We start from the raw sequence: 19,138 nt of genomic DNA, 5'->3' as shown, positions 1-19,138 counted from the left end.
TACTCGTCCTCTCCAAATTCATAATCATTACGATTTACAAGATGTCGTTCTTAATTATACAGACAGATGACCGGGATGTAAATAGGATTTATTCCGATTTACCTGCTGGCTTTCACACTTTCTGCACAAGGATATGATATGATTGTCGCAAGGAGGTATGTCCCGCATGAAACGGAAACCGTTGCTCGCCATCAGTCTCCTGGCGGCGGCCCTGATTGCCGGCTGCGACGGGCAGGATAATGCCCAGGGCGACCACTCCGGTCACCAACAGCACGCCCCCAATGGAGACCTGCAGGAATTGACCGCCTCGGCGGACCAACTGCCCAGCTTTTTGAACGATCTGGACCCCCAGATCGTAGCGGCCTATAAAATCGCCGCCGCCAACCGCGACCTGTTGAAATCCATTCCATGCTACTGCGGCTGCGGGGAAAGCGCCGGCCATCAGCACAACGGCAACTGCTTTATCAAGGAAGAACGGGAAGACGGCTCCATCGTCTGGGACGATCACGGCACACGCTGCGGCGTCTGCATGGAAATCGCCATCGTCTCGTCCAAACTGAAGCAGGAGGGCAAATCGGTCAAGGAAATCCGCCAGTTTATCGACGACACCTACAAGGAAGGCTACGCCGAACCGACGCCTACCCCGATGCCATCGTAATTACGCGGGCCCTGTCTTGCCGGGGACGCGCCCGCTGCATGTGCCCCCACAAGCAAAAACCTGCACCCTCGCGCATCGTGCACACGGGTGCAGGTTTTTTCCTGTTTGCTCGCCTGTGTCGTTACGCCGGCGCCACTTCCAGCATGCGCTCCAACGAAGCGCGAGCACGGTTGGCGATATCCTCCGGCACGTAAATTTCCGGCTTCATGTTTTCCAAGGCTTCCACGCATTTTTTCAGGTTGTTTACCTTCATGTTCGGGCAGACCAGGTACTTCGACGCAAAGATAAAGGTTTTGTCCGGACTGTCCTTCTCCAGCATGTAGCGCGTGCCGTCTTCGGTCCCGATGATGAACTCCTTGTGGGAGGACTCGCGGCAGAACTTCAAAATGCCCGTCGTGGAACCGACGTAGTCTGCCAGGGCGACCACTTCCGGACGGCACTCCGGATGGACGACGACCAGCGCGTTGGGATGCTGCCGTTTCAACGTCATGATGTCTTCGACGGAAAGCTGGTCGTGGGTGTTGCAGTACCCTTCCCAGATGATCATTTTCTTGTCGGTAAACTGGGAGACGTAGTGGCCCAGGTTTTTGTCCGGCACCCAGATGATCTCGTCACTGTCGATGGACTCGATCACGCGTTTGGCGTTGGAAGACGTACAGCAGATGTATGTTTCCGCTTTCACGTCTGCCGAAGTATTAATGTACGCCACGACTTTGGCGTTGGGGTGCTGAGCTTTGAGGCGGCGCAGGCCTTCCACGTTGACCATGTCCGCCATCGGACAGCCGGCCCGCTCGTCGGGAATGATCACCTTCTTGTTGGGATTGAGAATTTTTGCACTTTCTCCCATGAAGTGAACGCCGCAGAACAGTATCACGTCCGCATCGGTCTCTTTCGCCTTTTGGGCCAAACCAAACGAATCGCCAATATAGTCAGCCACTTCCTGAATCTCCGGCCGTTGGTAGTAGTGAGCCAAGATAATGGCATTGCGTTCTTTTTTCAACTGCATCAGCCGTTCGCGTAACTCAGCATTTCGCTGCGCTTTCTTCTCTAACGCCAAGGCTTCCATGGAATATCCCCCTACATGGTGTCGTAACTTAGGGCCATTGTAATCCCAATGCTCCCCCTTGTCAATGTATTGTCCTTGGGGGAACTGCTGGTTTTTACCCGCGCCCGAGCACGCGTTCCCGGATAAACCGGGCGACCCCGTCTTCATTGTGGTGCGGGGCAATAAACCGGGCGATTTTTTTGATCGCCGGGTCCGCATTCTCCATCGCCACGGAGTAGCCGGCATGGGTCAGCGCTTCGCGGTCGTTGTCCGCGTCGCCAAACGCCATGACCTGTTCCGGGGTAAAGCCCCACTTGCGGATAAAATAAAGAAGTCCCTCCCACTTGGACGCGTGTTTGGGAATCACCTCGATGTTGTACGGACCCGAGGTAGTGATCGCCGCTGACTCGCCCCACTGTTCCAGGCGCTGACGCACCGGTTCCAGCTGCTCCGGTACAGGGTGCCAGATAAACAGCTTGACGATCTCCGCTTCGCCTGTCGATACCAGCCGCATCATCTCCTCCAACGGTGCGACGCGGGCCCATTCGTAAAACGCATGGCGGCGCAGCTCCAGGCCTTCCACCGAAGCATCCTCCCCGATCAGCGTTTCGATGCGCTCCCGGTCTTCCTGCACCATCCAGCGGTTGCCGGCCGTGTCGTGCAGTTCGTAATACAGCAGTTCCTGCCGAAGTGTATCCACCACTTCCCGCACCATGTCCGCCGGCAAAAAGGTGCGCTGCACCAGCCGTCCGTCCGCTTCGTACACGGCCGCCCCGTTGCTGCAGACGTAGCCGTCAAAGGGAAAGCCGTCAATCGGAAGTCGGGCCGACGGGTACGTTCTGCCCGTCGACAGCACCAGCTTGCAGCCGCTGGCCTGGAGCAGACGGCACGCCTCCCGAGTCGCCTCCGTCATCCGTGCGTCCTCGTTCAACAACGTACCGTCCATGTCAAAAGCCGCCAAGCGCAGTTGGGAAAACAACGCCATCTCCTCCTTTGCTAATAGAAAAGCGCAGGCTGACGCTCCTGCACTTTTTCCTTCCGTACGTGTTCCGTTGATTCACCTTCACTGTACCCGATTCTGTTCCCAGTTTCAATAGGAGGGACGCATAATTCCCGATCACGCCAGGCGGCCTAGTGCTCCCCGCCCATAAGCAGGCAGACCTCGACTGACCCCGCCTGGTCCGAGCGGGCCCTATCACCCATGACACCACGGACTTTGTCTCCAAACGAAAAGGAGCGCACACAGCGCTCCTTATGCCTTCGGTTCTTCGTTTGTCTCTTCGTCCTTTTTGGGCTGGATATTGACTACGACATCGCTGTTGTCCGCTGCCGTGTCGTCTTCTTCCAGTTTGCCCGTTTCGATCAGCCGCTTGATCTGCTCCGCATCCAGCGTTTCGACGCGCAGGAGCGTGGTCGCCACCAGCTCGAGCTGGTCGCGGTGCTTGATGAGCAGCTCTTTGCATCGCTCGTAGCACTCGTTGATGATGCGCTGCATCTCCTGGTCGATCTCGTAGGCGATCTGGTCGGAGTAGTTGCGCTCGTGGCCGATGTCGCGGCCGAGGAACACCTGTCCCTGGTTGCGGCCGAACTGCATCGGGCCCAGACGGCTCATGCCGTACTCGGTGATCATGCTGCGAGCAATTGCCGTCGCGCGCTGGAAGTCATTGTGCGCACCGGTACTGATGTCGCCCAGCACCAGCTCTTCTGCAACCCGTCCGCCCAGCAGACCGGTGATCTTGTCAAGCAGATCGGACTTGGTGGCAAAAAAGCGGTCTTCTTTTGGCAGCATGACGGTGTAACCGCCTGCCTGACCGCGCGGAATGATGGTCACCTTGTGCACCATTTCCGCATTTTTCAAATGATAGCCGACGATGGTGTGACCCGCTTCGTGATATGCCACGAGACGGCGTTCTTCCTCGCTGATGACGCGGGATTTCTTGGCCGGTCCGGCGATGACGCGGTCGATCGCCTCGTCTACCTCTTCCATGCTGATCTGCTTCTTGTTTTTCCGGGCGGTCAGGAGTGCCGCTTCGTTCAGCAGGTTCTCCAGATCGGCGCCGGTAAAGCCCGAGGTCCCGCGGGCGATGACGTCCAGCTTCACATCGTCGCCGAGCGGCTTGTTGCGGGCGTGGACTTTCAGCACCGCTTCCCGTCCTTTGATGTCCGGGCGGTCTACGGTAATTTGTCGGTCAAAACGTCCCGGACGCAGCAGGGCCGGGTCCAGAATGTCCGGACGGTTGGTGGCAGCGATGATGATAATGCCTTCGTTGCCGGCGAACCCGTCCATTTCCACGAGCAATTGGTTCAGCGTCTGCTCGCGTTCATCATGGCCGCCGCCCAACCCCGCACCGCGCTGGCGGCCGACGGCGTCAATCTCGTCGATAAAAATAATACATGGCGCGTTTTTCTTTGCGTTTTCAAACAGGTCGCGCACGCGGGATGCACCCACGCCGACAAACATCTCCACGAAGTCAGAACCGGAAATGCTGAAAAACGGCACACCTGCCTCGCCTGCTACGGCTCGCGCCAGCAGGGTTTTACCCGTACCCGGAGGGCCGACCAGCAGCACCCCTTTGGGAATCCGGGCACCGACTGCGTTGAATTTGCGCGGGTCCTTGAGGAAATCGACGACTTCCTCCAGCTCCGCCTTCTCTTCGTCTGCCCCTGCCACATCGTCAAATGTAACGCGTTTCTTCTCTTCGTTGTACAGCTTCGCGCGGCTTTTGCCGAAGTTCATCACCCGGCTGCCGCCGCCCTGGGCCTGATTCAAGAGGAAGAAGAACAGGATGAAGATGATGACAAAAGGAATGATCGAGGTCAGGAACGTCAGCCAGATGCTGTTCCCTTCCTGCGGGCCAAATTCGACCCGTTTCACTTTTTGTGCATCAATCTTTTCGTTCAGCAGCGCGATCATATCCGAATCGTACAACGGCACGTACGTGATAAACTTTTCGTTTTCCTGTCCCTGAGATTTCAGCAACGTACCTTCCACGCGATAGGTGCTGCCCTCGGGACGAAGGGAAAGCTCACTAATGTTGTTAGCTTGCAGTTGTACCCGGAATTCCTGATATGTAAGTTTCGCAACCTTATCAGAACCGGAGAGGATAAAATTCACGATCCCGACCGTGACAAGAAATATTAGTAGGTAGAACCCGGTGTTACGAAAAAAGCGATTCATTCCTTACCTCCTCTCACGAACAGACACTTTTCACATTTTACCATAGGAAGCAGGGTCTTCACAACAAAGCTACTTGGTGTACACTTCCGGTTTCAACACGCCGATGTACGGCAAGTTGCGGTACCGCTCGGCATAATCCAGCCCGTAGCCGACCACGAATTCGTCCGGAATGGTAAAGCCGCTGTAGTCCGGCGAAATGTCCACTTTGCGCCGTTCCGGCTTGTTCAGAAGCGTCACCACTTTGACCGAAGCTGCCTCCCGGTGGCGAAGCAGTTCCACCAGACGGCTCAAGGTGAGACCGCTGTCCATGATGTCCTCAACGACCAACACGTGCCGGTTCTGTACGGAGGTGTCCAGGTCCTTCAGGATTTTGACCATGCCGCTCGACTCCGTGCCGCTGCCGTAGCTGGAGACGGCCATAAAGTCCATTTCGCAGGGGATGTTCATCTGCCGGATCAGGTCAGCCATGAACAAAACGGCCCCTTTCAGCACGCAAATGACCAGCGGGTTTTTGTCCCGGTATTCCTCGCTGAGAATGTCACCCAGCTCTTTTACTTTTGCAGCGATTTCTTCCTGTGTCAGCAAGATCTTCTTGATGTCGTCATTCATAATAAAACCTCCCGCCAATCTTCTCCAAACTCAACTTCCATGTACAAAACCCGCCTGGTCTGATCATCGACAGGCGCTGTGGCGGAACGGCGGACGCCGGGCACCCAGATCAACTCCTCTCCCGACACCACAAGCGGCAGTTTGTCCCGCCACGCCAGCGGCACCTTGGCGTCGATCAGGAGCTCTTTCAGCTTTTTGGCATGTTCTGCACCAAACGGGGTGAACCGGTCACCCGGGGTTCGGCTGCGTACGAACAGCGGCCCGGGAAGCCGATCCGCATCAAAAACGACCGCATTGTCCGGCAGTTGTGCCCAATCGACCGGGCTTTCACGAATAACCGTATGTATCCTGGTTCCGCTCTCCGCGATCAAAGTCGTCCCTGGGACAACAAGCGGGTATCGAAAACCGTGTATCTGGCGATGACGTCCATCACGCCGGAAACAAACCTGCCCGTACATTCGCTGTACGGTCACCTGTTCGGGCAAATGCAGCTCGGCTGATGGACGGTTACCCTCTATCATGTGCAAAACGGCCTCCACATGCTGCGAAGACCATTCGGTTTGCCTTGAGAGATAACTTAATATTAGAGTAATCATTCTCCTTTGTAAAGCAACGTCACAAGTTTGAAATTTGTCAATATCAACCGTTACAGCGTCCGGTTTCCTCCGGGTTACCACCTGTTCCAGGCGCCGTTCGCTTTCCCGCTGCAGATACGCCTCATCCTGCCGCACCGCATCCGAAAGCGACAGGATGTGTTCGCGGTAGCGTTCGTTCACCTGCTCCAACAGCGGCATGACGTCCAGCCTGAGCAGATTGCGCTTGTACTTTCGCGAGCGGTTGCTGCTGTCCTCACGCGGCGCAAGGCCGTTCTCGCGGCAGTAGCGCTCCAGATCGGACCGGCTGGTCGACAGCAGCGGGCGCACCAGCTCGATTTTGCCCTCCTCCAGCCAGCGGCGCTGCGGCATGCCAGTCAGGCCGTGCAGCCTCGTTCCGCGCAGCAACCGAAACAGGATCGTCTCCACCTGATCGTCGGCATGGTGCCCCAGCGCCACTTTGCCCGCGCCGTGACGTTGAGCCACTTGCCTGTACAGCTCGTAGCGAATCGCCCGGCTGGCTTCCTGTGCCCCCATCCCCGTTTCTTCCATATAAGCGGGGACATTCCGTTCAAACAGGTGAAACGCGACCCCGAGCCGCCGACAGAGAGCCTCCGCGCAGCGGGCGTCCTCACTCGCTTCTTCTCCGCGAAAGCCGTGGTTGAGGTGCACCGCGTGCAGTGTCCAGCCATAGGGATAGTGTTGATTTAGCGACCACAAGATATGCAGAAGCGCCGTCGAGTCGTTTCCGCCGGACAGGCCGACCACGATGGTGTCGCCCGACGTCAACAGCCCCTCCCGCTCAATGTGGCTGCGCACGTTTTCCAGCACGTTTTTTCGCATGGCGGACTCCTTTCCAGATGGTCACGAGCGACACGCCAAAAATCAGCCCGAAGGCAATCGCACCGGCCACCATCGCCGTCTGCGTAGCCAGCGATATTCCCTCCATGTTCTGACCGTTGACGAAGGCAAGCATCGCCTTGTAGGCCAGCGAACCGGGCACCAGGGGAATAATGCCGGCTACGCTAAAGTTGGTCGACGGGACGCGCAGAAAGATGGAAAGCAGTTGGCTCAACAGCGAGACAGCCGTCGCCGCGGCAAACGTGGAGAGCATCACTTCCGCCCCCCACAGCGGCAGCAGGGAAAAGACCAGCCATCCCGTCATGCCGGCCAAACCACAGGCCAGCAGTGTACGGACGGGCACGTTAAACAGCATTCCCCACGCGATCGAAGAACACAAGCTCAATCCCAAACCTTTCAACAGAATCATCGCACCTCACCTCGTGAACCACAGGGTAACCGCTGTCGCCGCTGCCACGGACAGTGCCGTGAGCAGCGCTTCCGCTCCTCTGGACACGCCGGCCACCAGATCGCCGGCCATCAGGTCCCGCAGCGAGTTGGTAATGGCAATACCTGGAAACAGCGGAAGCATCGCCCCGATGATGAGGACGCTGATGCGCAGTTCGGGAAACAGCGTAACGATAAGCAGTGCCAGCATTCCGCCCAACAGCGCGGAGACAAACTCAAAGAAAAATTTCACCCGGAATAACTGTTCAAAAAAATCGGAGCTTAATCTGACCGTTACGGCCGCCAACGCAGCCGGCAGCAGTTCGTACCAATATCCGCCGGAAAGCATGGCAAAAGAGCCGCTGGCCATGCCAGCCGCCACAAGCTGCAACCACTTCGGATAAATGGTTGTTTTCTGATCGATTTCACAAAGCATCCGATACGCCTGCTGCAAGGTGATTTGCCCGGAGACAAAGCGGCGGGACACGTCGTTGGCAAGCGTGACCTTGTTCAGATCAATGGTTCGGTGGGGGGTGCGAATCATACGCGTATGGTCCTCCCCATTGATGCGAAACGAAAGAATAATGCTGGTCGGCGTCGCCGAGCTGTTGACCGAATCCATACCGGCCGCCCGCGCGATCAACGTCATTGTTTCCTCTGAGCGGTACGTCTCGCCGCCGTTCTTCAACATGATTTCGCCTGCCAACAGGCACGTATCCATAACCAAGTCTGGGGACACCGACAAGTCACACCCTTCACATCATCCATGCGTAATACAGAGTCCCCGCAAGCAGCAGCAAGGAGGCGACAAACAGCCCTCCCACCAGCTTACCCGCAGAGTCGGACGCCTGTTTGCCCCGATGGCCGATCGTACGCTCGCGCACGATGGCGAGCATCTCCGACCGCATCTCCCCTGCAGATGCGTACTTGCCGTGAAGCGCTTTTACAAGGGAAACCCGATACGGGTACAGGCTGTCACTGTTCCGTATTATATCACAGAGCAGACTGGTTTGACGCGGTTCCTGGCGCCTGCTTTTCCACATTTCCGGATCTGCCGACAGACGCACGGCCATGACCGCCAGGGAAAACAGGTCGTACGCGATGTCGGCCCGCCGGTCACCCGCCTGCCATGCGGCGCGGTCGTACTCCTCCGTGAACTGGCGGACTGCGTTCCCCATTTTGGTGACGCCTCCGAAATCAATGAGCCGAACCTGCTTGTCCGCATGGGTGACCATCACGTTTTCCGGTTTCAGGTCGCCGAACACCCAGCCGTGTCGGTGCAGTATCTCCAACCGGGCCAGCAGTTGGATCATCAGGATAGGCACCCAATCGGTCCCCATCCGTTTGACATAGCGATCCAACTGCTCCCCCTCCAGGTATTCCATAGCGTAAAAGGTAAAGGTCTTGCCGTTGATGACCAGATCATCCACGTCGCTGACCAGCGGCGCCACGCGAGCATCCCGCCCCTGCTGCACGCTTTTCAGCACGTTCACTTCCATTAAAAGGTCCATGCCCTCCGCCCCGACTTTGACGGCCCGCCGCACGCCTCCCTGGGCGGCCAGATACACGGCGCCATTCGCCCCGCGTCCCAGCTCCCGCAGGACGCGGTACGACTTTTGGTTCCATTTGCCGCAAAACTGCAGGGGCAGGTCGGGTATCGTCGGTTTGTTAGAAGACATGGTCGCGCAGACTGCCGTCGTCTTCTTCCTGTTCGTTACGGAAGCGTTCGGACAGCGAAGCCGGGAGCTGTACGTGCTCAAAGAGCGCAATCGCTTCTACGATCGCCGGTCCGGTAGGCGTGATTCCGCTCATGGTCAGCCCGGACGTCAGCTGATGCGCCTGTTCTACCTGATCTGTCCACGGAATGCGCACATCCAGATGCTTTTGTTTCCCAGGAAATGAACAAACGGCCATGCGGCTCTGCCCGCTGCGTGAGCGCAAGCTGATGCTGAAATCGTGGATCGCCTGCTGAACAGCGCTGAGCTTCGATTTCATGCTGCCGGACGTATCGACAAGCATGACCACGTCCAGACGGCTCCGTTCCCCCAGCTCGTCCACCATGCCTGCTACCTGGACCCGCTTTTCCGGAGACAGCACGTCGATGGCGGAATCGCCTAAAATCTCCTTCAATTCCTTGTTGACGACATGGTGGATCGTTCGAGTCATGGCTTTTCGCGTCAGCATCTGCACCGTTTGCGCCAACTGCTGCGGGTAAACGATGTCGTACAGACCTCCGCCCGCATTTGCGATCTCGCGGATTTCCTTTTCCCCCTGCTCGCCCATATCGCCCTTTTCAATCACGCCGATGACGTTTACCGTTATGCCTTGTTCCCTGGCCAGTGTCGCTGCTGCCACCGGGCTTATGCCGGCATTGGAGCAGCCGTCTGTAACGACCAGAATTTGCCGCAGTGTAGCTTCTTTCACAAAAATCTCCCCATTCTGCCTATATTTGTATTTCGCTACCAGTATCGACAGAGGGGAAGGGAATCATACCTTTCAGCTCACGACCCGCGGCCGTTCCAGCTTGGGCATCCCGTGCACCTGGATGGCCGACCACTGCGGCACAAAACGGTCGAGGCGAGCCACCAGCACGGTCATATCGTCGACAATGCTGCCGGAGTGCTGCCGGATCACCCGCTCCAAAAGCAGGTCGGCCACTTCCTGCGGGTCGTCCGTCTGCAGTTCGGAAATCATCCGCTTCATCCAGACCTGCCTGTTTTCGATGTGTCGGGGCGCCTCGTAAATGCCGTCGGACATCATGATTAGCAGGTCGCCTGGCTTCAATGTCCGCGTAACCACATCCACCTCGATATCCTCCAATATGCCGGCGGGCAGGTTGCTGGCGGTTACAGTGATGACGTCATCCCCCCGTTTGATGAAGCTGGGGGTAGAGCCGATTTTGACAAACCTGACATGGGCGGTCTGCAGGTCGATCAGCGCGAGATCGACCGTGGCAAACATCTCGTCGGTGGAGCGCAGCGCCAGTACGGAATTGACGGTCTTGATCGACAGTTTTTCGTCGATACCCGACCGGAGCAGCTGCTGCAGCATGTCCAACGCCGACTGGCTCTCCAGATACGCCCGCTCGCCGTTACCCATACCGTCGCTGATCGCCAAGGCCATCTTGCCGTTGCCCAGATCCATCGTGCGGAAACTGTCGCCGGACAACAGCTTGCCGTCCTTGGCGGCGCCGGCCACTCCGATGTCGACGTCGAACGCTTTGGCGGAAGCAAGGCACATCCGGCACGCCCCATCCTTTTGCGGCTCGCAGTGCCGCTCCCTCACCACGATGTTCTCGCCCAGGATTTCGGTCAGCATCGGAGCGACGATTTTGGCACACTCGTCCCGTCCGTAACAGGTCGGCTGGCTGATCTCGATGTCTACCTTGCCTTCCTCCAGGTTATGGATCTCCACACGACGCACAGACAGCCCCAGTCCTTCCAGGGCCTGCGACACCTGCTTTTCCTGCAGGGTCAGCTCCATGCCCTCCCGCTGAATCTCGCGGGCAAAATCGCTCATCACCCGGGAGACACCTGACAGTTGGTCGGCCACCAGCTTGCGGCTTTCCCGCACCTGCCGCTTCAACTGCTCAAATGACTGCTCCCGTTCGAATTCCTGCTCCATTACGGTAAACACCTTGTCCACCTTGACACATTTGCGCTCCCAGTCGCGCGGCGGAGTAACGCCGGCCAGCGTGCCGGTTTCGTACAGTTTTTCCGCCAGCCAGCGCATCCCTTGATACGTGGCCTGCGTATCCTTTTCCCAACACTGTTCTTTTTTCCAGCACTTCTGGCAGGTAAACGAGGTCACCCGGCTCAGGAAGACGTCTGCCTGTTCTTCCCGCTCCTCGGCGTCGGACGTCTGGGCAAAGCTTTTGGAAAGCTGCGTGAACAGCTCGGCGAACTGCTGGATTTTCCCCGCCGTCACATCCCGCACGCGCCGCATGTACTCCTGGTGGGATTGCAGGTTTTCCGGCGTGCCGGGGATGAATCGGGCGACTTTTTTCCACAAAGCCGCCGGCGTCAGGACGAACAGGAGGATGGCCAGTCCCGATTCGGTCAACGACAGGTACAGGGTGTCCTCCGCCCCGCCGTAGATCGCCAGAATCGCCGTGCCGATCAAAAGCCCGGCGGAGACCCCTGCCTTGCCCGCCTCCTTGAGCAGTCCGGCCAGCAATCCGGAAAAAGCGAGCAGATTGATTTGCAGCAGCGCGCTGACGTTGGCCAGACTGAGGATAAGACCGGTGACGACCCCCACCGCTGCCCCGATCGTCCCGCCGCCGGTAAAGGCAAATAGCAGCAGCAGGTAACGGGAGAGCACGTGTTCCATGGAGACGCCTTCGACAACCCAGTCCACCGTCCCCGTCATCAGCGACGCCAGCAGGATGACGAGCGACACCACTTCTTCATTTTTCAGCGGTTCGTACGGTTTCGCCAAATAGACGATCGACAGCGACTGGATGAAGATCAGCGTCAGCACAAAGCTGAGCACGCCCTCCACCGCCACCATTACCAGTTTGTACGTAGTTACCTGATTGGTAATGACAGCAAACAGCAGATGGCTGACGAACACCGTCACGAACACCAAAAGAGGCGTCCGGGAAAAATCCTTCCGCCGGAACCGCTCGCTCCATTTGCATACGAACAGACCAAGTGCGACACTGATGGTCGCCTGCAGGCCCAGCGGAATCGCCTGCGAAAACGCCCCGAGGATCAGCGCCGCAGCCGAAATGATTACGCAATCCCGACGCAGGTAGTACATCACCATGAGATACGGCACAACAAACGGCGACAGCTCCTCCAGGATCAGGGCTCGTCCGAGCAAAAAGCCCATCAACATCGGAAGGACATGCCATTTTTGTGCGGTATCTGCGACCTTTTGCCCCCAGCTGCCTGTCGCCGCTTCCCATTGTTGTGAGACACGGCGCGCCCATACATGGCCCGTGTCGGATATGTTTTTGTTTGCGATCATCGTTACACCACCCCGTTCTGGCATCAATGTGGTTACCATTATACGGAGGAGGTTTTGTAAATTTTGTCAAAATACCTTGAAGCATTCTCAGAATCGTGCGACAAATTCATTGACGCAAAGGGACAAAAAAAACCGACGTTTTGGCGGTCAACGTCGGCTGACAGGTGATTCGCGCTTAGCGAAACGGGCTTAATAATTACCATTCGTCACGTTTTTAAAATGCCCTTCCTCAATTTATCGTCAAATTGCGCATTTTTGTTAGAAAGAAAAGTGAAAAAAGTCAAAACCTTTCGCTAACGACCTCGTCCTCGCTTGTCCCGTTTTTTCCGCAGAGACATCTGGCGGTCTTCGCTGTCCTTGAGGAACCGGCTCAGCTTTTCTTCAAACCCGTCTCCTCGCTCCCGCTGGGGACGCGGCCCCCGCTCCTTGTCCCGGGCTTTTTTAATGGACAGGCCAATCTTGCCGTCACGGACGTGCAATACCTTTACCGTCACGACATCGCCCACTTTCAGGTGCTGGTGAATATCCCTCACATACGTGTCCGCAATTTCGCTGATGTGCACGAGACCGGTCACGCCGCCGGGCAGCTCCACAAACGCGCCGAATTTCGTGATGCCAGTCACTTTTCCTTCAAGCTTGCTCCCTACCTCGACTCCCATGAAAGTGGAAAGCCTCCCTCTGCTCGTAGATAACCTGAGCGACTATTCCGGAATCACGTATATGCTCTCCCCAGGCTTGGTGAGAAACCACTCTTTTCGCGCCAGTTCGGCGATGTACTCCTGGTCGTACAGACGGCTTGCCTTGTAAGACAGCTCCGCTTGCTGCTGCTGTACCTCGGCCGCTTCCTTCTTCAGGGTTTCCAGCTCCGCTTCCTTCTCAGACAGCATTCCACTCTGGAGGTAGAGTGTGTAGCCGATCCAGACAAACAGGCAGAGGACGAAGAACAGAAAGAGACGTATCCTGCGCTTTTGCCCTTTTCTGTTGACGTGAGAGGGGGATGGTGTAGTCATGTCAGGCCACCTCTAATGTCGTTACTCCTGCTTCTTCTTAGAGTGAAACCAATTCTTCCAATTGGTCCAAAATCCTGTTGTGTTTCGGTACATTTTTTTCCCCAAATGCCGACCCCATCTGGCAAAAGGAGACGCGGTGTAACGCGCCAGCTTCCACCCAAACCCGAACACGGTCATCACGGCCGCGTACAAAGACGCAAGCAACATGAAGACCAGGCGGTAGACAAACAGGATGGGACGGATGATGAGCAGGTCAATCACCCGCAAAATGGTTCGATATAACCACTTACAAAATTTTATCACGGCCATCAGGAATTGGATATACTTCTTACTTCCTATGACAAAATACACCCATGCCCCAAACAACATGCCGAGAAAGATGGGAAACCGTACAATGCCGTCATTCACCTTGACCAGGATGAAAAACACAAGCCCCATGCTGCCCAGCCAGAACAACACGTCGCAAACAAACAACAGCCACGCCGGCAGTCTGCTTCTTCCTGTCAAGACGTGGTAGGTATCGTACCCCATCCCCATTAGCGCCCCGCACGCCGACATGACCAGAACCGTTTGAATCTGAACGGCAATGCTCACTTGAACAACTTCCCGAAGAATCCTCTGGACCGGTCGCTGGCGTGCCCTTGTTCCAGATAGACCATTTCGTGAACCAGGCCGTCAATCGCCACTTCTCCGGTCTCCAGACTGAGGTTTTTCATATGCAGGTTCTGGCCGCGTATGGTTAAATAGCCGCCTTCCGTCTCCAGCAAGAACTCCTCGCTGTCAAAGCTTTCGACGTTTTTCACTCCGGAAATCGCCAGGCTGCGGCGGTTGATCATCACGACTTCGTGGCGAGGCCGCTTCATCTGGTCGTTCATCCTGCTCCCTCCTAACGTACCGCTTCTTGTACCATCGTATGGAGGGGGATGTCCTTTTAGACCAAAAAACAGCCCCACCGAAGATGACGGTGAGGCTGCCCCAACACTAAGCCCCGTTTCTACGGAAACGGGGCAGCGTGCTTTTGTGTGTTTACTTGTACACGGTGTAGTTGCCATTGTAGTAGGTGATCTTGTACTGCGTCCGCTCGGCGACGAATCGGAGCGGCACGACCGGCATGTTGTTGCGCGCCTGTACGGCGACCGGCAGCGTCACCGCCTTGCCGTTGACGGTCGCGGTCTTGGACCCTACCGTGAACTGGATGGTAGTGCCCCCGCTGACGATCCGCGCGGAGGACTTGGTCCAGGTCACGGACATGCCGAGCGCGTCGCGGAAGAAAGACGCGGGCATCAGCGTGTGGCCGTTTACGGTGAACGGCGCTGCTGCCAGGGCTTGCGTCTTGCCCTGTTTGGTAAACGACGCCACGTTTGCCTTGAAGCTGACTGCGTTTGGCGACACGATGGTAACCGGGCGGGAGAACAGCACTCCCTGCTGTTCGGACGTATAAACCCCGATGCTGTAGGTGCCCGGCGCAGCCGGTGCGGCGATGCCTGCCGACTCCAGCACGTTGATTTGGACCGGCACGTTAACCGGGAGGTCTTGCGCCGGGTAGACGAGCACGTTCTTGCCGCGAACGCCGACGTACGCGGCCGCAACCCCGTTGACGGTCACGCTGTTCGGCTGGATGTACGCCGGTACGCGGAATTCGAGCGGCAGTACGATTTCGACAAAGCCCTTGTTTTTCTCCAGCGGCATGCCCAGTGCCTTGATTCCGACCTGCAGGCCGGTGACTGCCTGCGCCGCCGTTTTGGTCAGCCCCACTGTGGCCGTGCTGTTGTCCACAGCCACCGGCGCGGCGGGAACTGCCATACCGGTGATGTCGAACGGTTTGGACCAGTACTTTTTCTTGTCCACCGTGACGACCAGCTCGTACGATCCCGCTGTTTTCGGGTTGGTCACAAAGGCATCCAGGCCAAACTCAATGCTCAGCTTGCTGCTGCTGCTAAACCGGCTGGGCGTGCGAAAAGAAACCTTTCCGCCGCTGACGCCGACGTTGGTCACCTGTTCGCCGTTCACCTTGATCGCGGACTCGGAGATGAAGGGCGGGACCATGTCCACACTGGGAAACTCCACCGTGATGTCGGTGCCGCCGCTCACTTTGGCGGACAAATTCAGATCCATCCGGTAACTGCTGCGGGCCCCCGGAGCCTTGTCGGAGAGGGCTACGTCAAAGGACGCCTTTTTGGAATCCTTGATCTCGACTTTCTCCGACTCGTACGTACGATTGTTGTACGACACCTTGTACACGTAGCTGGTTCCGGCCTCGGACGGGTTTTGAATATCCGCCGATGTGGCAAACTCCAGCTTGATGTAGTTGTCCCCGTCCGCGCCGCTGGGCACCTCGATTCGCACGGTGTCACTGTCCGTGACGGAGACGTTCTGGGCTTTGTAGCTGTTAACCTTGACATCGGATTTGTCGATGCTTTTCGGCAGCATGTCCTTTGCCGGGAAATCGACGTAGATGTACTTGCCCTTTTTCAACTTGTCCGACTTGGACAGGCTGATTTTGCCCAGCGTCAGCGAGGTGGAAGCTCCCGCATCTTGACTGCTTTGGCTGACTTCGAACGATTTGCTGCTTGTTTTGTTGCTGCTTGAGGATTTGCCGACGGACACCTTGTAGCTTTTTGACGACTCGTTTGAGGTCTCCACTTTGATGGTGTAGTCGCCCTTGCTTTTCGGATTGGTGATCTTGTCGATCGTCAGGGTCAGCGTTGTGTCCGCCTTCACCCGTTCGTCCACTTTTACTTTGACGGTGGTCTTGCTCACTGACACGCTCTTGATGTCGATCGAGCGGCCACGGTCATCCTCCAAGCTGACGTCCGACCGTTTCAGACTTTTGTACACCTTGTAATCGCTGGGAAACTTGACGATGATCTCGTCTCCGGCCTTCAGGTCCTTGTCGATTTCAATCTCGATCGTGTATTCGGTCTCCTCATCCGTGTCCGGATCGTCTGCTGAAACATCTTCCACGGTCAAGGCATGAACGGTCTGCGGAACTGCCGCGAACGGCCCGGTCAACACCGTGACGGCCAACAACGCGGACAAGCCTGTTTTCGCGCTTTTGTTCACCATTAACGCCTCCTTTTCCTGCAACTCCCTCCATCATAGGAAATGAGTGGGAAAGAAGTCGTTACAAACAGGTAACAAATCCCTGCGAACCGCTTTCTCCGGTGTTTCCCGCAGCCGTGTTCGCTGCACCCTGATGGCCAGAAGGCCGCATTCACGTGTCGATCTTCATCGATTCAGCCACGCCAGCAGCGCCCACCGCCGTTCCATGCGCCGCTTGTAGGCCGGCAGTCCGCGATAGACCTCAACCGCCTCGCGAAACGCCTGCTTGGCCCGTTCCTTCTGCGTAAGCTCCGCGTACAGCTTCCCCAGCTTGTAGTAGACCTCGCACGACGACGTGTGCATGGACGCCAGCTCTTCCAGGAACCCCAGCGCCTTTTCGCGCTGGTTGTGGGCGGCATAGGCTTCGCCCAGCCGGAGGTACGGTTCCCCGTATTTGACGCGCGGATTGATCGTCAGAGCTTGCTGAAGCAGCCGCTCTCCCTCCTCCACCCGGCCCAATTTGAGGCAGCAGATGCCGCGATCGCTCAGATACTCGGCCGATTCTCCCATCGACGGCGCTATCTCTTCCAGATAGGCCAATGCCTCCTCGTACCGCCGCCTCTCCATGAGCAGCCGGGCGGCCTCCAGCTTTGCCGAGGTGTCGTGCGGATTGAGCGCTACCTGACGCTTGAGCGCAGCCAGACGCCGGTTTTGGCGAAACGGTTTGGTAATGTCGGGCAGCAGCCGGACAAAGCGAAGATCAAGCAGATACAAAAGAAGCAAAATGATGATCAGGGCGGCAAACGGGTTGCCGGTCAGCCACCACAAGATCGAAAACAAGAAGACTTTCCCCACAGTTTCTCCCTCTATTCTTCGCGTAAGTTGTTCGCTATTACTATAAGAGGCTCCCTGGTCATTGTCAATTTTTGTGAGAAAAAGAAAAGACTACCCTCTGAGGTAGTCCTCTTCTTCCTTTTCGTCGCGCGGCACCGGCACTTCGCCTACTACGGTGTACAGGGAAGCGGCCTCCTCCTTGCGCGGGTTCTCCTTGATGTCCTCCACTTTGACCACGACGATCTTCTGGCCGAAGCGAATTGCCAGTTTGTCGCCGATCTTGACAGTGCTGGAGGCTTTCGCAGGCCGGTCGTTGATTTCCACGCGCCCCTGATCGCACACTTCCTTGGCCAGGGTGCGCCGTTTGATCAGCCGCGACACTTTCAGGTATTTGTCCAACCTCATGGACACGGTTCCCCCCTTCTTTTATTCGCGGTGTTTTGCTTCCTCCCACCAGGCGTCCATCTCCTGCAGATTGGTCTCTTCAAAGGTACGGCCTGCCTGGCGCAGTTTCTCCTCGATGTAGGCAAAGCGGCGCTTGAATTTGCGGTTGGTCTTCGCCAATGCTTCCTCCGGGTCCAGCTTGAGGAAGCGGGCGAGATTGACGACCGCAAACAGCAGATCGCCCAGTTCACCGGCGCGCTCTTCCGGCGCAGCTTCCCGCAGCTCCCGGAACTCTTCCTCCACTTTCCCGAAAACGTCGGCGATGTCGTCCCAGTCAAACCCGACTTCTGCCGCCTTTTTCTGCAGCTTGTAGGCGTACATCAACGCCGGCAGGTCGCGCGGAATGCCGTCCAACTGCGACCGGGAGCCAGGCTCGATGCCTTTGGCCGCCTTTTCCCGGGCCTTGATTTCCTGCCAGTTGGCCAACGCTTCCTCCGCGTTGCCTGCGCTTTTGTCGCCAAACACGTGCGGGTGACGGCGAATCAGCTTTTCGTTTAGCCCGGCGACGACGTCGTCTACAGTGAAGTAGCCGTCCTCCGCCGCCATCTGGGCATGCAGCATGATCTGCATCAGGAGGTCTCCCAACTCTTCGCACATCGCGTCGGGATCGTCGTCGTCGATGGTCTCCAGCACCTCGTACGTCTCTTCGATCAGATTCTTGCGGATGCTCTGATGGGTCTGCTCCCGATCCCATGGACAGCCATCCGGGCTGCGCAGGATGGCGACAATCTCTTTCAAATAGGCAAACTGCCGGTAACGCACCCGCTCGTCCTGCGTCGGCGCCACGTAGACCAGTGTCAGGTTGCCGAAGTGATCCAGCCGGTCCAGCTCGTACAGCGGCACCGTTTCGATCCGCTCCTGTCCGGCTACGCCGACTGCGGTCGCCACCGTGACTGGATGCTCGTCCGGCAGTACCTCCATCAGCGTCAGCTTGACGTCGGAGGCCACAAACCTGTCATACACCTGAGCGATAATGGTGTGCAGCATCGGATTTACCTGATCAGCCCGCATGTCCGTGCCGTCCAGCAGGGCAAACCCCTCGATCGGATCGATCTGCAGGCGGGCAAACAGCGGATCGAGAAAACTTTGTCCGCCTCCGATCACAACACGGACCTCTCCGTTCGCCTCCCGCTCCAGCAGCAGTTGGACAGTTCGCTCCGCCACCAGCGGATGACCGGGCACAGCGTAGACAATGCTGCCCTCCTCTGCCGTTTTTGCCAGAAGCGTCTCGACAATCCGTTCGTACACCTCTGCAAATGTCCCGTGCTGTTCGTAAATCTCGTCGAACGACTCGTAGGCGACACCCTCCGCGGCCAGACTGGCCACCACCGGGTGCTCCCGGGTTCTGAGGTAGAGCTTTTTAGCCTGCTTCAATGTACGGTAGACCCCGTACGGCAGTTGTTCCAAATCGCCCGCGCCGAGTCCGACGACCGTAATCGTGCCCGCCGCATCACTCATGCGCCGTCC

19 protein-coding genes are annotated in these 19,138 nt (G+C 57.3%); 1 reads left to right on the top strand and 18 read right to left on the bottom strand.

From position 1 onward, the window contains the following. Window positions 1-166: 166 nt before the first annotated feature. Window positions 167-658 (top strand): PCYCGC domain-containing protein, encoded by a 492-nt coding sequence (locus ETC00_RS16515; protein ID WP_171567224.1) that lies wholly within the window; start codon window positions 167-169, stop codon window positions 656-658. 121 nt (window positions 659-779) lie between these two features. Here ETC00_RS16515 and nadA read toward each other — a convergent pair whose 3' ends face one another. The 18 genes from nadA to yabN form a co-directional block, all read right to left on the bottom strand. After that, window positions 780-1,724, bottom strand: coding sequence for a quinolinate synthase NadA (gene nadA, locus ETC00_RS16510; RefSeq protein WP_171567223.1), 945 nt, complete (start codon window positions 1,722-1,724; stop codon window positions 780-782). Window positions 1,725-1,818: 94 nt separating this feature from the next. Next, window positions 1,819-2,688, bottom strand: coding sequence for an HAD family hydrolase (locus tag ETC00_RS16505; RefSeq protein WP_171567222.1), 870 nt, complete (start codon window positions 2,686-2,688; stop codon window positions 1,819-1,821). Between the two features lie 267 nt (window positions 2,689-2,955). Beyond that, window positions 2,956-4,881, bottom strand: coding sequence for an ATP-dependent zinc metalloprotease FtsH (gene ftsH / locus ETC00_RS16500; RefSeq protein WP_171567221.1), 1,926 nt, complete (start codon window positions 4,879-4,881; stop codon window positions 2,956-2,958). 69 nt (window positions 4,882-4,950) lie between these two features. Continuing rightward, entirely contained in the window at window positions 4,951-5,490 is a 540-nt protein-coding gene (gene hpt, locus ETC00_RS16495; protein WP_171567220.1) for a hypoxanthine phosphoribosyltransferase, read from the bottom strand. Beyond that, window positions 5,487-6,914: a tRNA lysidine(34) synthetase TilS gene (gene tilS / locus ETC00_RS16490; protein ID WP_171567257.1), complete on the bottom strand. Its 1,428-nt coding sequence runs from the start codon at window positions 6,912-6,914 to the stop codon at window positions 5,487-5,489. Before tilS ends, hpt begins: the two co-directional genes overlap by 4 nt. Continuing rightward, the gene (locus tag ETC00_RS16485) at window positions 6,886-7,353 is read right to left on the bottom strand and encodes a threonine/serine exporter family protein (protein WP_216369542.1); all 468 of its coding nucleotides are present in this window, start codon (window positions 7,351-7,353) and stop codon (window positions 6,886-6,888) included. The genes tilS and ETC00_RS16485 overlap by 29 nt, the downstream gene beginning before the upstream one ends. Before the next feature lie 6 nt (window positions 7,354-7,359). Next, window positions 7,360-8,109 (bottom strand): threonine/serine exporter family protein, encoded by a 750-nt coding sequence (locus ETC00_RS16480; RefSeq protein WP_171567219.1) that lies wholly within the window; start codon window positions 8,107-8,109, stop codon window positions 7,360-7,362. 16 nt (window positions 8,110-8,125) lie between these two features. After that, window positions 8,126-9,049, bottom strand: a complete 924-nt coding sequence (locus ETC00_RS16475; protein ID WP_171567218.1) for a serine/threonine protein kinase — start codon at window positions 9,047-9,049, stop codon at window positions 8,126-8,128. Then, a complete protein-coding gene (locus tag ETC00_RS16470; RefSeq protein ID WP_171567217.1) occupies window positions 9,039-9,794 on the bottom strand; it encodes a vWA domain-containing protein in 756 nt (251 codons plus the stop codon). Before ETC00_RS16470 ends, ETC00_RS16475 begins: the two co-directional genes overlap by 11 nt. A gap of 72 nt (window positions 9,795-9,866) precedes the next feature. Beyond that, window positions 9,867-12,341, bottom strand: coding sequence for a stage II sporulation protein E (gene spoIIE, locus ETC00_RS16465; RefSeq protein ID WP_171567216.1), 2,475 nt, complete (start codon window positions 12,339-12,341; stop codon window positions 9,867-9,869). A gap of 293 nt (window positions 12,342-12,634) precedes the next feature. Continuing rightward, the gene (locus tag ETC00_RS16460; RefSeq protein ID WP_171567215.1) at window positions 12,635-13,000 is read right to left on the bottom strand and encodes a S1 RNA-binding domain-containing protein; all 366 of its coding nucleotides are present in this window, start codon (window positions 12,998-13,000) and stop codon (window positions 12,635-12,637) included. A gap of 42 nt (window positions 13,001-13,042) precedes the next feature. After that, entirely contained in the window at window positions 13,043-13,351 is a 309-nt protein-coding gene (locus ETC00_RS16455; protein WP_171567214.1) for an FtsB family cell division protein, read from the bottom strand. Between the two features lie 21 nt (window positions 13,352-13,372). Further along, a complete protein-coding gene (yabQ, locus tag ETC00_RS16450; protein WP_171567213.1) occupies window positions 13,373-13,945 on the bottom strand; it encodes a spore cortex biosynthesis protein YabQ in 573 nt (190 codons plus the stop codon). After that, window positions 13,942-14,226 carry a sporulation protein YabP gene (yabP, locus tag ETC00_RS16445; protein WP_171567212.1) on the bottom strand — a complete coding sequence of 95 codons (285 nt, stop codon included), beginning with the start codon at window positions 14,224-14,226 and terminating at the stop codon, window positions 13,942-13,944. The genes yabQ and yabP overlap by 4 nt, the downstream gene beginning before the upstream one ends. Window positions 14,227-14,377: 151 nt before the next feature. After that, window positions 14,378-16,417 carry a copper amine oxidase N-terminal domain-containing protein gene (locus ETC00_RS16440; RefSeq protein ID WP_216369541.1) on the bottom strand — a complete coding sequence of 680 codons (2,040 nt, stop codon included), beginning with the start codon at window positions 16,415-16,417 and terminating at the stop codon, window positions 14,378-14,380. 162 nt (window positions 16,418-16,579) lie between these two features. Continuing rightward, window positions 16,580-17,248 carry a tetratricopeptide repeat protein gene (locus tag ETC00_RS16435; RefSeq protein ID WP_171567210.1) on the bottom strand — a complete coding sequence of 223 codons (669 nt, stop codon included), beginning with the start codon at window positions 17,246-17,248 and terminating at the stop codon, window positions 16,580-16,582. A 90-nt stretch (window positions 17,249-17,338) separates the two neighbouring features. After that, the gene (locus ETC00_RS16430; RefSeq protein WP_029098019.1) at window positions 17,339-17,632 is read right to left on the bottom strand and encodes an RNA-binding S4 domain-containing protein; all 294 of its coding nucleotides are present in this window, start codon (window positions 17,630-17,632) and stop codon (window positions 17,339-17,341) included. Between the two features lie 21 nt (window positions 17,633-17,653). Beyond that, window positions 17,654-19,129: a bifunctional methyltransferase/pyrophosphohydrolase YabN gene (gene yabN / locus ETC00_RS16425; protein WP_171567209.1), complete on the bottom strand. Its 1,476-nt coding sequence runs from the start codon at window positions 19,127-19,129 to the stop codon at window positions 17,654-17,656. Between the last annotated feature and the right edge of the window lie 9 nt (window positions 19,130-19,138).

It is taken from the genome of Brevibacillus sp. MCWH, assembly GCF_013096935.1.
Lineage (GTDB): Bacteria > Bacillota > Bacilli > Brevibacillales > Brevibacillaceae > Brevibacillus > Brevibacillus aydinogluensis.
This window is presented reverse-complemented; position numbering and strand designations above follow the sequence as displayed.

What these genes read in the sequence shown, in the direction of transcription:
- ETC00_RS16515 (WP_171567224.1), top strand. Translation starts at nt 167, where the DNA reads ATGAAACGGAAACCGTTGCTCGCCATCAGTCTCCTGGCGGCGGCCCTG.
- nadA (WP_171567223.1), bottom strand. Translation starts at nt 1,724, where the DNA reads ATGGAAGCCTTGGCGTTAGAGAAGAAAGCGCAGCGAAATGCTGAGTTA.
- ETC00_RS16505 (WP_171567222.1), bottom strand. Translation starts at nt 2,688, where the DNA reads ATGGCGTTGTTTTCCCAACTGCGCTTGGCGGCTTTTGACATGGACGGT.
- ftsH (WP_171567221.1), bottom strand. Translation starts at nt 4,881, where the DNA reads ATGAATCGCTTTTTTCGTAACACCGGGTTCTACCTACTAATATTTCTT.
- hpt (WP_171567220.1), bottom strand. Translation starts at nt 5,490, where the DNA reads ATGAATGACGACATCAAGAAGATCTTGCTGACACAGGAAGAAATCGCT.
- ETC00_RS16485 (WP_216369542.1), bottom strand. Translation starts at nt 7,353, where the DNA reads ATGATTCTGTTGAAAGGTTTGGGATTGAGCTTGTGTTCTTCGATCGCG.
- ETC00_RS16475 (WP_171567218.1), bottom strand. Translation starts at nt 9,049, where the DNA reads ATGTCTTCTAACAAACCGACGATACCCGACCTGCCCCTGCAGTTTTGC.
- spoIIE (WP_171567216.1), bottom strand. Translation starts at nt 12,341, where the DNA reads ATGATCGCAAACAAAAACATATCCGACACGGGCCATGTATGGGCGCGC.
- ETC00_RS16460 (WP_171567215.1), bottom strand. Translation starts at nt 13,000, where the DNA reads ATGGGAGTCGAGGTAGGGAGCAAGCTTGAAGGAAAAGTGACTGGCATC.
- ETC00_RS16455 (WP_171567214.1), bottom strand. Translation starts at nt 13,351, where the DNA reads ATGACTACACCATCCCCCTCTCACGTCAACAGAAAAGGGCAAAAGCGC.
- yabP (WP_171567212.1), bottom strand. Translation starts at nt 14,226, where the DNA reads ATGAACGACCAGATGAAGCGGCCTCGCCACGAAGTCGTGATGATCAAC.
- ETC00_RS16440 (WP_216369541.1), bottom strand. Translation starts at nt 16,417, where the DNA reads ATGGTGAACAAAAGCGCGAAAACAGGCTTGTCCGCGTTGTTGGCCGTC.
- ETC00_RS16430 (WP_029098019.1), bottom strand. Translation starts at nt 17,632, where the DNA reads ATGAGGTTGGACAAATACCTGAAAGTGTCGCGGCTGATCAAACGGCGC.
- yabN (WP_171567209.1), bottom strand. Translation starts at nt 19,129, where the DNA reads ATGAGTGATGCGGCGGGCACGATTACGGTCGTCGGACTCGGCGCGGGC.